Source organism: Achromobacter insolitus (genome assembly GCF_002209555.1).
GTDB classification, from domain to species: domain Bacteria; phylum Pseudomonadota; class Gammaproteobacteria; order Burkholderiales; family Burkholderiaceae_B; genus Achromobacter; species Achromobacter insolitus.
Map to the genome: position 1 here is coordinate 291,072 of NZ_NJIF01000003.1, position 14,152 is coordinate 305,223.

General features: G+C 66.0%; 12 protein-coding genes. 5 read left to right on the top strand and 7 right to left on the bottom strand.

Features of this window, described 5'->3' with window-relative positions; translation table 11 throughout:
• The first annotated feature begins 40 nt into the window (after positions 1-40).
• Positions 41-1,003 carry a Bug family tripartite tricarboxylate transporter substrate binding protein gene (locus CEY08_RS11590; protein WP_084738548.1) on the top strand — a complete coding sequence of 321 codons (963 nt, stop codon included), beginning with the start codon at positions 41-43 and terminating at the stop codon, positions 1,001-1,003.
• Positions 1,000-2,592 (top strand): sulfatase family protein, encoded by a 1,593-nt coding sequence (locus CEY08_RS11595; protein WP_076813588.1) that lies wholly within the window; start codon positions 1,000-1,002, stop codon positions 2,590-2,592. The genes CEY08_RS11590 and CEY08_RS11595 overlap by 4 nt, the downstream gene beginning before the upstream one ends.
• Before the next feature lie 48 nt (positions 2,593-2,640).
• Here CEY08_RS11595 and CEY08_RS11600 read toward each other — a convergent pair whose 3' ends face one another.
• From CEY08_RS11600 to CEY08_RS11625, 6 genes are all read right to left on the bottom strand, one after another.
• On the bottom strand, positions 2,641-4,272 hold the full coding sequence (locus CEY08_RS11600) for an ATP-binding cassette domain-containing protein (protein ID WP_063640579.1): 1,632 nt from the start codon (positions 4,270-4,272) through the stop codon (positions 2,641-2,643).
• Positions 4,273-4,441: 169 nt separating this feature from the next.
• The gene (locus CEY08_RS11605; RefSeq protein WP_232033856.1) at positions 4,442-5,410 is read right to left on the bottom strand and encodes a serine hydrolase; all 969 of its coding nucleotides are present in this window, start codon (positions 5,408-5,410) and stop codon (positions 4,442-4,444) included.
• Between the two features lie 205 nt (positions 5,411-5,615).
• Positions 5,616-6,485: an HpcH/HpaI aldolase/citrate lyase family protein gene (locus CEY08_RS11610; protein ID WP_076813586.1), complete on the bottom strand. Its 870-nt coding sequence runs from the start codon at positions 6,483-6,485 to the stop codon at positions 5,616-5,618.
• A gap of 9 nt (positions 6,486-6,494) precedes the next feature.
• Entirely contained in the window at positions 6,495-7,214 is a 720-nt protein-coding gene (locus tag CEY08_RS11615; RefSeq protein ID WP_076817704.1) for a response regulator transcription factor, read from the bottom strand.
• Between the two features lie 320 nt (positions 7,215-7,534).
• Positions 7,535-8,023, bottom strand: a complete 489-nt coding sequence (locus CEY08_RS11620; RefSeq protein WP_076813583.1) for a hypothetical protein — start codon at positions 8,021-8,023, stop codon at positions 7,535-7,537.
• A gap of 62 nt (positions 8,024-8,085) precedes the next feature.
• Positions 8,086-8,685, bottom strand: coding sequence for a GNAT family N-acetyltransferase (locus tag CEY08_RS11625; protein ID WP_042793630.1), 600 nt, complete (start codon positions 8,683-8,685; stop codon positions 8,086-8,088).
• A gap of 108 nt (positions 8,686-8,793) precedes the next feature.
• Between CEY08_RS11625 and CEY08_RS11630 the strand changes: the two genes are divergently transcribed.
• Positions 8,794-10,026, top strand: a complete 1,233-nt coding sequence (locus CEY08_RS11630) for an NAD(P)/FAD-dependent oxidoreductase (protein WP_076817702.1) — start codon at positions 8,794-8,796, stop codon at positions 10,024-10,026.
• 34 nt (positions 10,027-10,060) lie between these two features.
• Here the strand turns inward: CEY08_RS11630 and CEY08_RS11635 are convergent, their stop codons facing one another.
• Entirely contained in the window at positions 10,061-11,194 is a 1,134-nt protein-coding gene (locus CEY08_RS11635) for a 3-deoxy-7-phosphoheptulonate synthase (RefSeq protein ID WP_042793629.1), read from the bottom strand.
• A gap of 241 nt (positions 11,195-11,435) precedes the next feature.
• Here CEY08_RS11635 and CEY08_RS11640 point away from each other — a divergent pair, with 241 nt between their 5' ends.
• Positions 11,436-12,662, top strand: coding sequence for an EAL domain-containing response regulator (locus tag CEY08_RS11640; protein ID WP_042793627.1), 1,227 nt, complete (start codon positions 11,436-11,438; stop codon positions 12,660-12,662).
• A gap of 177 nt (positions 12,663-12,839) precedes the next feature.
• The gene (locus CEY08_RS11645) at positions 12,840-14,150 is read left to right on the top strand and encodes a ferredoxin reductase family protein (RefSeq protein WP_076813581.1); all 1,311 of its coding nucleotides are present in this window, start codon (positions 12,840-12,842) and stop codon (positions 14,148-14,150) included.
• Positions 14,151-14,152 lie beyond the last annotated feature (2 nt).

Genomic DNA, 14,152 nt, shown 5'->3' on the forward strand with positions numbered 1-14,152 from the left:
CGGGCACGGCCGGGCAGCAACGCCGGGATGGAGACGAGTCATGAAGAAGTTCTGGATGGCCCTAGCCGCGAGCTGGGCCTGTGGCATGGTGGGCGCCGCGGCGGCGGCGGACGCATATCCGGCGCGGCCGGTGCAGATCGTGGTGCCGTTCTCGCCGGGCGGCGCGGTGGATGTGCTGGCCCGCCAACTGGCACAACGGTTGGAGCCGCGCGGCTACACCCTGGTGGTGGAAAACAAGCCGGGCGCGGGCGGCAACATCGCCGCGTCCATGGTCGCGCGCACCGCACCCGATGGCTACACGTTATTGATGGGCACCACCAATACGCATGGCATCAACAGCGCGCTGTATGCCAGCCTGCCCTACGACCCGGTGCGCGATTTCAGCCCGGTAGGCCTGGTGGCAGACAATGTCGTCGTGTTGCTGGCCAATGCCGATTTTCCTGCTAAAACGCTCGCCGAAGCGGTCAGCTTGATCAAGGCCAATCCTGGCAAATACACCTATGGCTCACCGGGTCTGGGCACGGTGCATCAATTGGCAATGGAGCAGTTGAAGCATGCCGCCGGCCTGGACGTAGTCCACGCGCCCTACAAGGGCGCAGCCCCCGCGATGGCCGATCTGGTCGCTGGGCACGTTCCGCTGATGATCGGCGGCATTGCGCCGGCCATTCCGTTCCTCGCGTCCGGCAAGGTCAAGGTGCTGGGCGTGGCCAATACCGAAAAGTATGCCGCGCTGCCCGACGTGCCCTTGTTCTCGGACGTGGCCGCCGGGGTCGCGGTGCGGTCGTGGATCGGGCTCTTCGCGCCCGCCGGCACGCCGCCCGCGGTCGTGAAGAAACTGAGCGCGGATCTGCAGGCGGTGCTTACGGACCGCGCATTCGAGCAGGCATTGCAGCCGCTGGGCATGGTGCCGATCTATATGACGCCCGAGTCCTTCGGCGACATGGTCAAGCGCGACATGCCGGCCTGGCGTTCCGCCGTGGAGATGTCCGGGGCGAAGCAATGACCCATTCCGCCAAACCCGTCAACTTCCTGCTGTTCATCACCGACCAGCATCGCGCCGACCATCTGGGAGCCTATGGCAACCGGGTAGTGCGCACGCCCAACCTGGACCGGCTGGCGGCCTCGGGCTGGCGCGCCGACAACATGCACGTGGCCACGCCCATCTGCATGCCGAACCGCGCCAGCTTGATGACCGGGCGCTACCCCTCCGCGCACGGCGCGCGCCACAACGGTATTGCGCTGTCGCTGCGCAGCCGCACATTTGTCGAGGCCATGCGCGAGGCAGGCTACGGTACTGCCCTGGTGGGCAAGGTGCACCTGCAGAACATGACGGACATCCCGCCCTCCTGGCCAGTACGTGCCGAGGACAGGCTGCCGCGGGAGGCGGTCGAGCCCGACGCCGGCCGCTACGACCAGGAACAGCGCAAGCTGTGGCTTGAATGTCCGGACCATGAGCTGAGCTATCCGTACTATGGCTTTGAGCAGGTGGATCTGGTCGATGACCATAGCGACGACGTGCATGGCCACTACCGCCGCTGGCTGCGGCGGACGCATCCGGAAGTCGAAGCCCTGATAGGCCCGACGCATGCCATTCCCGCGCCGGAGTATGAGCTGACGCGCATCCGCCAGGCATGGCGCACGCGGGTGCCTGAAGAGCTCTATCCCACGGCCTACATTGCCGACCGCAGCATCGATGCGCTGCGTGGCTATGCGGCATCCGGCCAACCGTTCTTCCTGCAGTGTTCCTTCCCCGACCCGCACCATCCTTTCACGCCGCCCGGGCGATTCTGGGATCTGCACCGGCCCGAGGACATGGAGTTGCCGGCGTCCTTTTATGGCGCCGGGACGCCGCCGCCACACGTCGCCTGGCTGCGCGCCCAACGCGATGCCGGCACGGCGATAAAACACACACCCGCGATCTTTTCCTGCAACGAGCGCGAAGCGCGGGAAGCGCTGGCCCTGAACTACGGTTCGATCGCCAACATCGACAACCAGATCGGCCGGGTATTGACCGAACTCGACACACTAGGGCTGACCGACAACACGGTGGTGATCTTCACCAGCGACCACGGCGATTACCTGGGCGATCATCAATTGATGCTGAAGGGGCCCATCCATTACCGTGGCTTGACGCGGGTGCCGTTCATCTGGCGCGATCCCGCCGCGGCACGGGTGGCGGGAGCCGCCAGCGATGCCTTGCTCAGCACCATCGACGTTGCGCCCACCGTGCTGGCGCGCGCAGGCGTGCGGCCCTACAACGGAATCCAGGGGCGCGATATGGCGGGCCTTATCGCCGGACGTGAACCGGCCGTGCGCGACGCGCTGATGATCGAAGAAGAAGGGCAGCGCGTGATCCTCGGCTTTGACAGCCGCATCCGCTGCCGCACGCTGCTGGCCGACGGGTTCCGGGTCACGGTCTATGACGGCGCGCGGTGGGGCGAGCTCTATGACCTGAAGCAGGATCCGCACGAACTGCGCAACCTGTGGGACGACCCAGCGCGCGCGGGCGATCGGGCGCGGCTGCTGGAGCGGCTGGCCTACGGCATGCTGGAGCATATCGACACCAGTCCCTATCCCAGCGCATTGGCGTGATGCGGGGCGGTCGGCCCGGGTGGGCCGCTCCGGGCGGCGCGCTCTGCCTCAGGCGGCCTTGGCGGCCAGCTTGGTCTTGTAGAGCCAGTCCTTGTAGTCGTCCAGGTCGCCGTCGAAGGGGCTGACTTCGCCGTCGGCCACGATGATGAATTCATCGGTGGTGGCGCGCAGCAAGTGCCGGTCGTGAGATACCAGCATCAGCGTGCCTTCGAACTGGGCCAGCGCACTCGTCAGGGCTTCCCGGGTTTCCAGGTCCAGATGGTTGGTGGGCTCGTCCAGCAGCAGCAGGTTGGGGCGCTGCCATACGATCAGGGCCAGCGCCAGCCGCGCCTTCTCCCCGCCGGAGAAGGGCGCGATGGAACTGGTCGCCATGTTGCCGTTGAAGTTGAAGCTGCCCAGGAAGTTGCGCAATTCCTGCTCGCGCACTGTGGGCGCGATCTTCGTCATGTGCCATAGCGGCGATTCGTCATGGCGCAGCATTTCCACCTGATGCTGGGCGAAATAGCCGATCGACAGCCCTTTGTTGAACTGCGCTTCGCCGGCCAGCGTCTGCAGTTCGCCCGCGATGGTCTTGATGAAGGTGGATTTGCCCGCGCCGTTGATGCCGAGCAAGCCGATGCGTTGGCCGGCCTGCAGCGAGAAATTGACGCCCGAGACGATGATCTTGTCGGATACGGCTTGCGTGTCCTCATCGGTCACCCGGTAGCCGGCGCTGACCGCGTCCATGGTCAACAGCGGGTTGGGCGCGCGCAAGGGTTCGCGGAATTCAAAGGAGAACTCGGCGGCCGCGCGCAGCGGCGCCACTTCCTCCATGCGGGCCAGCGCCTTGATACGGCTTTGGGCCTGGCGCGCCTTGCTGGCCTGGGCCTTGAAGCGGTCAATGAAGGATTGCAGGTGCGCGCGCTGGCGCATCTGCTTTTCCTGCATGCCTTGGGCCAGTTCCAGCTGCGCGGCACGCTGGCGTTCAAAGGATGAGTAATGGCCGGAGTAGCGCTTGAGCTTGCGTTCATCGATGTGGACGATGACATTGACCACGCCATCCAGGAAGTCCCGGTCATGCGAAATGACGATGAGGGTGCCGGGATAGCGCTTGAGCCAGTCTTCCAGCCAGATGATGGCGTCCAGATCCAAGTGGTTGGTGGGTTCGTCCAGCAGCAGCAGGTCCGACGGGCACATCAGCGCCTGCGCCAGATTCAAGCGCATGCGCCAGCCGCCGGAAAAGCTCGTCAGGGGCAAATGCATCTGCGCCTGCGTGAAGCCCAGGCCGGTCAGCAGCTGTTCGGCGCGCGAATGCACGGTGTAGGCATCCGCATCGGCAAGCGCTGCATAGATCTCGGCCATGCGCAGGCCGTTCTCGACGCTTTCGGGTTCGGCTTCCAGCAGGGCCAGCTCCGCCTCCAGTTTGCGCAGCGTGACGTCGCCATCGATGGCGTATTCGATGGCAGGGCGATCCAGCGCGGGCGTTTCCTGCGCCACGTAGGCCATGCGCCAACTGGCCGGATAGTCCAGGTCGCCCTGGTCGGCGTGCAGCGTGCCGCGCAGCAAGCCGAACAGGCTGGACTTGCCCGCGCCATTGGCGCCGATGAGGCCGATCTTGTCGCCGGGATTGAGCAGCAGGTCGACCTTGTCGAGCAAGGGCTTGACGCCGCGCATGAGTGAAACTTGTTGGAAGCGGATCATGGGTGGTGCAACAGGGAACGCGGCGGGATTCCCGCCGGCCAGGCGCGGTGTAAATAATTGGGGAAGGGAAGCGCACAGGCGGCGCGACAGGCGGACGGAACGGGTGTTCGCTCCACGGCAAGGCCGGTATTGTACCGGGCTTGCCGTGCCCGCCGCGCAACAGCGTCCTTTACCGCGACGCGAACCGGCTGTCCAGCACGCGGCGCAGACGCACCGCATCCCCGAAGCGCGAGCCGTTGGTGCCTTGTGCGTTGAGCAACACCATGGCCAGGTTGCGCTGGCCGACCTTGACCGCCATGACCAGGCAGTCGCCGGCTTCGCGGGTGGTGCCGGTCTTGGACACCAGGATGTCCCATTGCGGACGGCCCACCAGGATGTTGGTGTTGCGGAAGGTCTGGCCCGCGGCCTGGTAGCTTGTCTCGCCGGTGTATTGCCGGATCAGCGGCTGCGTGGAAATCGCCTCGAGCAACTTGACGAGATCCCTGGCCGAAGACTGGTTTTCGTTCGACAGGCCGCTAGGCTCGGCGAAGCTGGAGTCGGTCATGCCCAGCGCGCGGGCTTCGGCGTTCATCGCCGCGACGAAGGCCGACGTGCCGCCGGTATAGGTACGCCCCAGCGCCTGCGCGGCGCTGTTTTCGGAAGGTACCAGCGCCAGCCGCAGCAAATCGGCGCGGCTCAGTTTGGTGCCGGCCGTCAAGCGCGAGGGCAGTTCGCTCGAGGATCTGGTGTCGCTGGCGTCGATCGTGATGATCTCGTCCATGGGCAGGCCAGCCTTGACCAGCGTCAGCGCCGCCATGAGCTTGGTGATGGAGGCGATGGGCCGCACGGCCCCCTCATTGCGCGCGAACAGCACCTCCGAGGTGTCCATGTCCTGGACCAGGATCGTAGTGGACTTGAGCTTGCCGATTTCCTTGGCCGGATCGCGCGTGACCAGCGGAGCGTTGAGCGCCGCGTCGGGGTCCAAGGGTTCAGGTTGCGCGCCCCAGCGCTGGACAGCGATGCGCTTGCCGTAACCATGCTGGCACATCGGCAGGGAAGGCTGGGAATTGCAGGGGTGGAAATTGGCAACCTGTGCATGCGCCGGCGCCGGCAGGCTCGCTGCGGCGGCGGCCCAGAGCGCCGCCAGTAACAATGACATCGATATCTGTCGCAAGATCAGCGCCACGACGGCTCCCCGATTTGCCGGCAACGCCCATGGCAGCGCGTTACTGGCAATATGCATTTGAAAGCCGATATTACTGCTGAAGGGTCGATTGTTGCTGCCGTGTTTGTTACTGCTGCCATATGTATCCGTGCCCCGGGGTGCGGCGGCGTAGGGGAGAAGGAGCTTGCCTTCGGCCGCGCTAGGCGCGCGAGATGGCCGCGGCCAGCGCCAGCACGCGTTCCGCGTCAAGGGCGTGCAGGTTCTCCACCAGCGCCCCGTCGACCACGGCCACGCCCTGGCCGGCAGCCTGCGCCGCCCGCCAGGCATCCAGGCGTTTGCGCGCCGTGGCAAGTTCTTCTTTGGTGGGCGCGAACGCGGCATTGGCCGCGGCGATCTGCTTTGGATGGATGAGCGTCTTGCCATCGAAGCCCTGGTCGCGTCCCTGCTTGCACGCTGCCTCCAGGCCTGCGTCGTCGTGCAGGTCCAGGTGCACGCCGTCCAGTACCGCGAGGCCGTGGGCTCTCGCCGCCATTACCGCCATCGAGCGCGCCAACAGGGTTTCTTCGCGTGACGGCGTGTGGCGTGCATGCAGATCCTTGACCAGGTCCGAGGTGCCGACGACGATGGCGGCCAGCCTGGGGTGGCCGCCAGCGATCGCGTCCAGGCGCAGGAAACCCAGCGGCGTTTCCGCCATGGCCCAAAGGGGCAGGTCGGCTGGCGCGCCCGCGGCATCCAGCGCCTGGACCAGCGCGGCGAGCTGTCCGGCTGATTGCACTTTGGGCAACAGCACGGCATCGGCGCCGCATCGGGCGATGGCCTGGACATCTTGCAGCCCCCACGGCGTATCCAGCGCATTGATACGCACGATGCACTCGCGGCGTCCGTAGCCGCCGGTGCGCAGGGCATCCGCGACCTGCTCGCGCGCCTGGGCCTTGGCATCGGGCGCGACCGCGTCTTCCAGGTCAAGAATCAAGGCGTCGGCGTCCAGGCTGCGCGCCTTGTCCAGCGCGCGGGCATTGGCGCCTGGCATATAAAGCACCGAGCGGCGAGGGCGTATCGGAATAGTCATGGCGTGGTTTCAGTTCTTGGTGTTGCTGACGATCTGCACAGGCGTGGTGCAGACATAACCCACGCCGTATACGGTGCGTATGCCCATGTCGCCGCCGGCCAGCGCGCGCAGTTTGCGGCGCAAGCGATGCATGTGGGCGTCCAGCCGGTGCGTGTCATAGGCCTGGACGCTGGCGCCCAGCGCCTCGATCAGCCGGGCGCGAGACAACGGTAGTGGAGCAGCCTGGATCAGTGCGCCGATCAGCCTGCTCTCGGTGTCGGTGATGTCCACGCTGACCTGTTGGGGCGACACCAGCACCCGGCGGGCGGGATCGAAACGCCAGGCGCCGGATTCGGATGCCTCGGCGTTTCCGGCTGGCACCACCCGCAGGCGGCGCGACAACGACACCAGCGTGGCGCCCAGCTCGGCCAGATTGACGGGCTTGGTCAGGTAATGGTCCGCGCCCAGGCTCAGGCCCGAGACCTTGTCCTCGCTCAACAGGCGCCCGGTCAGCATGATGATGCCCATTGAAGGAAACGAGGTTCGCAGGTGCGAGACGCGAGTCAGCGCGTCGCCGTCGGGCAGCATGGCGTCCAGCACGAGGATGCCTGGCGTGACGGTCAGTAGCAGCTGGTCCAGCTCGGCCAGGGAGCCGGCAGTGAGGATCCTGCGGTCCAGGCCGAGGTCCTGTATGTATTCGGCGATAGTGTCGCGCCAGTCTCCGTGGTCGTCGACGATGATGATGGTCACGGCGAGTCCGGCGTCAGCGGTTGCGCGCAAGGAGCTTCGAGTGCAAACACGCTATCCGCTCCTTGTATCTGGGTCTTCTTGTAGGGGGAGAATTCGCTTGCGCGATATTTTTCGTATGGCGCGCTTGCGGAGAATATCATCATCGCCACTGCGGCGCCGCGTCAAGAATCGCGGATGGCGACCGGGTGCTGGGGTGGCCGCGAGTGGTCAAAAAATGAGCAGCCCGTCGCGTATCCGCCGAACGGCCATCAGCCATGGGTTCGAACCATTTTTATCCACAGAAATTGTGGATAAGGCCGCCCCTGTGGATACTGTTCTTTTTATGTAGGCAGGTGCTCGACCGGAACGCCCGGCGGTACCTTGCGCATGCGGTCGCGTTCGATGCGCGGCGCCGCAAAACGCGTCTTGCGCGCGGCTGCATTCTGCAGCAGCACGGACAGCACGGCACCTTTGTCCTGTATCCACTGGCTTTTGCCCCGCAGCAATTTCATGGCGTTCTCGGCCGTGCCCAGGCGGTACGACATGGCGTTGATCTGGACCGAGGTCTTGCCATTGAACAAGGACACATCCTGTTCGGTGATCGCCGCGGCATCGAGGTTGCTGCTGTCGTGGTCGATGCGGTAGACGAACTTCAAGCCGCTGTGCGGATCCTGCACCACGACGAACTTGTCCGATCCGGAGACGTCCGAGAGCATGCCGATCACCGGCGATTCGACCAGTTGGTTGCCCCGCTGTTCTTCGGTGTAGAGGAATATCGTGTGGCGCGTATGGGCGGCCGGGGCGGCCGGGGCGGCGTTAGTGTGTTGCATACCTGGCGTGAGAAGTGCGGGTGGGCCATGAGACCCGGACAAGCGGAAAAGAGCAGGGCGATTCAGGCGACACGGCGCAGGCGTGTCAGCAGGCGCGCTTTGACCGTCGGCCAATCTTCATCGAGGATCGCGAAATAGATCATGTCGCGCGCGCGCCCTGACTGCGCGATCAGGTGCTTGCGGAACACGCCTTCCTCGACACCGCCGATGCGGAGTATGGCCTGGCGCGATTGCATATTGCTCAGTTCGGTCTTGAATACGACGCGTATGATACCAATTGTTTCAAAAGCATGCTGCAACAACAGGAATTTGGCTTCGGTATTGGCGCCCGACCGCTGGCTTGAAGGCGTCAGCCAGGTACCGCCGATTTCCAGGCGCTTGTGAGCCAGCGCGACATCCATATAGCGTGTAGCGCCGATGATCTGGTCATCCTCCTGGCGCACGATGACAAACGGCAGGCAATGGCCTTCGCGTTGGGCAGCCAGCGCGCGGTCGACATAGCGCTGCATGTCATCCAGCGTCTGCACAGGTTCGGGCTGCAGCTTCCATAGCTCGGGATGCAGGCCTACTTGCGCAAGCGGGGCCGCATGGCCGGCCGCCAGGGGCTCAAGGCGCACGACCTCTCCGGCCAGTGTGACGGGTTGCAGGCGGGGGACTGTCATGGCGTATTCCTTGAAGGCAACCGGGGCGGTGGAAGCGTGCCGGGCAGGGAGGGATTCTACGCGCGCGCTCGCTTGCCGAACACCGCCCGCGAGCGCAGAATGCGCCGCATGAAAACAGACGTCGTGGTATTGGGCGCGGGTATCGTCGGGGTCAGCACAGCCTTGCATCTGGTTGCCCGCGGCCGTTCGGTCGTGCTGCTGGACCGGCGCGGCCCCGGCGAGGAAACCAGCTATGGCAACGCGGGCCTGATCGAGCGCGCCAGCGTGATTCCCTACGCTTTTCCGCGGGACTGGCGCAGCCTGTGGCGCTACGCGCGGAACAATACCCCGGATGTGAGCTACCACCCGCGCCATCTGCCTCGCATCGCGCCATGGCTGCTGCGCTACTGGTGGCATTCGGCGCCGCCGCGCCTGGCACGCGCGGCCGAAGCCATGCTGCCGCTGATCGAGCGCAGCGTAGCCGAGCATGATGCACTGAAGGACGAAGCGGGCATCGCCCATCTGTTCCGCCGCAACGGCTGGCTCGACGGCGTGCGCAGCGAGGCCGGCCTGGCCCGGGCCATCGCCGAAGCCCAGGCGCTCGCGCCCTACGGGCTGAACTACCGTGTGCTGGATCGCGAGGCGCTGACGGCGGTGGAGCCTTCGCTATCGCGCATGGCGGGCGCGGTGCATTGGCTGGATCCCGTCAACGTGTCCGATCCGGGCGCCGTGACGCGAGGGTACGCGGCCTTGTTCCAGCGGCGTGCCGGCGTGCTGGCGCGCGGCGACGCGCGCAGTCTCAAACCATCGGGCAAGGCATGGCAGGTGCAGGGCGACGAAGGCATGATCGAGGCCCGGGACGTGGTGGTGGCACTGGGGCCCTGGACGCCCGACGTCCTGCGGCCGCTGGGCTATCGCATCCCGATGGCGGTCAAACGCGGCTATCACCAGCACTATGCGCTCGAAGAGGGCGCGGCCTTGTCGCATCCGGTGGCCGACATCGAAAGCGGCTTCGTGGTGACGCCGATGACTCTCGGCGTCAGGCTGACGACTGGGGCGGAGTTCGCGGCGCGTGACGCGCCGCCTTCGCCAGTCCAGATCCAGCGCGCGCGCGCCTTGGCGGGCCAGCTGCTGCCTCTGGGCGCGGCGGTGGAATCGGAACCGTGGATGGGGTGCCGGCCTTGCATGCCGGATATGCGGCCGGTCATCGGACCTGCACCGCGTCATCACGGCCTGTGGCTGGCGTTCGGCCACGCCCACCATGGATTTACGTTGGGACCCGTGACCGGCAAGCTGCTGGCAAGCATGATCACGGGCCAGGCGCCGGACATCGACCCTGCGCCTTACCGCGTCGGCCGCTGAGGACCTGACGCAGCAGGCGTCGTCAGGCTCGGACTCAGCCCTGTTTCGCGGCCTTTTCGCGGCGCTGGCGCACGGCCAGGGCCAGGGCTTCCAGTACGGGCGCGGTCTGCGACCACCCCAGGCAGGCGTCCGTAATGGACACGCCGCGGCGCAGCGGCTGGCCGGGCTTGAGGTCCTGACGGCCTTCTTCGAGATGGCTTTCGATCATGACGCCGGTGATGCGGGCGTCGCCTTGGGCGATCTGGGCGGCAATGTCGTTGGCCACGTCGACCTGGCGCAGGTGCGACTTATTGGAGTTGGCGTGCGAGCAGTCGATCATGACCTGTTCGCGCTGGCCGGCGGCGCGCAGGGCGGCGCAGCAGGCGTCGACGCTGGCCGCGTCGTAGTTCGGGCCCTGCTTGCCGCCACGCAGGATGACGTGGGTGTCCTGGTTGCCGCGGGTTTCGAAGATGGCGGCCATGCCCATCTTGGTCATGCCCATGAAGGCATGCTTGGCGCTGGCGGCGACCATGGCGTCGGCAGCGATCTGCACGCCGCCGTCGGTGCCGTTCTTGAAGCCCAGCGGGCAGCTCAGGCCCGAGCTCAGTTGGCGATGGCTGGGGCTTTCGGTGGTGCGGGCGCCGATGGCGCCCCAGGCGATCAGGTCCGCAATGTACTGCGGGCTGAGCAGGTCCAGGAATTCGGTCGCGATCGGCAGGCCCAGGCCGCTGATGTCCAGGAGCAGCTCGCGCGCGCGGCGCAGGCCTTCGTTGATGCGGAAGCTGCCGTCCAGCCGCGGGTCGTTGATATAACCCTTCCAGCCCACGGTCGTGCGCGGCTTCTCGAAGTACACGCGCATGACGATCAGCAGGTCCTTCTGGTGCTGCTCGGCGGCGGCGCGCAGCAAGCGGGCGTATTCCATGGCCTGGCCATGGTCATGGATGGAACAGGGTCCAACCACCAGCACCAGGCGGTCATCGCGGCCGTGCAGCACGTCGGCGATCTGGGCGCGGCTTTGCTCGACCAGCGTCTGGATGTCGGGCGAGACAGGCAGTTCGTCCTGCAGCAGCGCTGGCGAAATCAAGGGGCGAACCGCGCTGATGCGGGTGTCGTCCGTGCGCGTATTGTCCTGGGTGGAGTCGGCCGCGCCGACCTCGCGGTCGTGCAGGGGGTCGTCAATGCGGGTCAAGGGTAGCTCCGTGCCGTAGATGCGGGGAAAGACATCTATTATGGCACCGGCCGTGCCGCGGGGCGACGGAAGGCTGCCTCCGTCTGGCTGATGTTCCAGATCCTACGACTATCGGCGATGGGCCTGCATTAACCCGTTAGCGATAACGACAGGCCGGGCGCGTTTGCCTTAGCATGGTGTACACAGTTTTCCAGCGGCCGCCTGCGGGGGCCCGCCCTATATTTGAGTAGGACGGTACACCATGCCTAAAACGGAACCCGGCGGGACTCGGCGGATACTCCTCGTTGAAGACCATCCGGTTGAACGCGCCTATCTGCAGAACGTACTGTTGGCGCTGGGATTCCGTCGGGTGGCAGGCCTGGGCAGCAGCATCGAAGCCGTCAGCGCGCTGGCGCGTCAGTTCTATGACGTGGTCATCAGCGATATCGTCACGGGCGAGGGCGACGGCACGCGCCTGCCCAACGAACTTCGGCGCCTGGTGGATGCCGGGCGCTTGAAAAGCATGCCGCCGATTATATGGATCAGCAGTCTCAGCGATGAACTGCTGCAATCTCACGTACGGCTGGCCTTGCAGGCCGGCTGCCCCTCGGCGCAGGCGCTGTCCAAGCCAGTATCCCGCACGGGTCTGCAGCAGGCGATCAAGACGGCGCTGCGCAGCGTCGACGAAGACGATACGGCGTCGCCCCGGCAGCGCTCGCTGCGCCGCGATGTCATCGAAGCGGCGCTGGGACATGCGCTGATCACCGGCCAGGGGATGAGCGTGGTGCTGCAGCCTCAGATGAGCCTGTCCACGGGACGTGTGCTGGCCGCCGAAGCGCTGTCGCGCTGGGACCACCCCGAACTGGGCGCCATCCCGGCGGCGGATTTCGTGCCCGCCGCGCACCGGCTCGGGCTGGACCGCACGTTGTTCTGCCGAGTGACCGACCGGGTGCTGGAGGTCCTGCAGCGCATGCATGCCGAGGATATCGCCGTCCCTGTCGCGATCAACGCATCGGCGTCAACGCTGTGTTCAAGGGATCTGCCGGGCTTGCTGGAGCAGCGCGTGGGGCAGGCCGGCCTGCCGGCCCGGTTGGTTAAGGTCGAACTGACCGAAGACGAGCCCGTGACCGATTGGCTGGCCCTGTCCTCGGCGTTGAACCTGCTGCGGGTGCGCGGTTTTGAACTGGCGATGGACGACTTTGGCGCCGGGATTGCCTCGATGCGCCTGTTTTCGGCCATGCCATTCACGGAGCTGAAAATAGACCGTGACTTCATCGTGCACATGCATCGCGAGCCAGCGTCGCGCGCGGTGGTGGCAGCCGCCATTGAAATGGGCCGGGTACTGGGACGGCGAGTGGTCGCGGAAGGCGTGGAACATGAACGCGACATCGAACTGCTGCGTGAGCTGGGCTGCGACGTCGCGCAAGGCTATGGCATATCCGTGCCGTTGGAGCCCGACGCCTTCATCGAATTCTGCCGCACGCACTAATCCGAGCTTCGGGCGCATGGAGTATTCTGGCGCTGGCCGGACCATTCCGATTTCCGGCCGGCTTGACCCGGATCAAGACAGCAGCCGCGCATCGGGAAACGCCGTCGGCGTAGGATTTACCATTGCTCCACGCGGACCGCGCGCGATGGCGCGGCCCCAAGATGGAGCGATGAACCAATGCGACGCATTCTGGCCGGTGTCCTACTGATTTCCCTGCTGGCCTGGGCCGGGGCCTACTGGGTGCAACCTCCGGCCGAACTCAACGTCTGGACGGCGCGCGATCAGCTCATCCTGCTGACCGGCCTGGGGGCCTACGCGGTCATGACGCTGATCATGCTGCTGGCGGTGCGCCCGATGTGGCTGGAAACACGGCTGGGCGGGCTGGACAAGATGTACCGGCTGCATAAATGGAGCGGCATCCTGGCCGCCGTGCTGGCGGCGGCGCACTACTTGATCAAGTTGGGCAAGCCGGTACTCCTGGCGCTGTTCGATCCCTTACCCAAGACGCCGCGGGCGGCGGCCGTGCTGGACGTATTCCGCGGTTCCGCCAAGGACATCGGCGAATGGGCCGTGTGGATCCTGGCCGCGATGGTGCTGCTGACGCTGTGGCGGCGCTTTCCGTACCACATATGGCGCCAGGTCCACCGCATTGCCGCGGTGATTTTCCTGGTGGTGGCCTTCCACGGCGTGGTGCTCACGCCGGCGGCTTGGTGGTGGCAGCCCGCGGGGTGGCTCGTCGCCGCGTGCACCGCGGCGGGAACGGTCTGTGCGGTGATGGCGCTGGCCGGCTTGATCGGGCGAGGGCGCCGCTACAAGGGGCAAGTGCTGGCCATCGACCATCTTTCGGATGACATCCTGGCGCTGACTTGCCGGGTGGAGGGCGACTGGCATCACCGCGCAGGGCAGTTCGCGTTCCTGACCGCGGACCGGCGCGAGGGCGCGCATCCATTCACCGTGTCCGGCGCGGACGACGGCACCGGACGGGTGCAGTTTTCCATTAAGGCGCTGGGAGACTATACCCGGCGTCTGCAGCGCAGCCTGCAGGTGGGGCAGGCTGTGACCATCGAAGGCCCGTATGGCTGTTTCGACTTCCAGCGCGACGACGGGCGCCCTCAAATTTGGGTCGCTGCGGGCATAGGCGTCACGCCCTTTATTTCATGGATGGAGTTCTTGCAAACGGATCCCGAGAGCGCGCCCGTCGCGACGCTTTACTACTGCGCCCGCAACGCCGCCGACGCGCCGTTCGCGGATCACCTGGAGGCGCTGTGCGCGCGCGTGCCGAACGTCACCCTGCACGTGCGCTACAGCGATACCCAGCGTCCGCTGACCGCTGCGGAACTGGCCGCGGACCACAAGCCAGGCGAAATATGGCCCAGCGTGTGGTTCTGTGGTCCGGCGGGATTCGCCGATGCCCTCAAGGATGGGCTGCACCGGCGCGGCATGCCGGTGAGCGAGCTGTTCCACCAGGAGGCGTTCCAGATGCGCTGAGG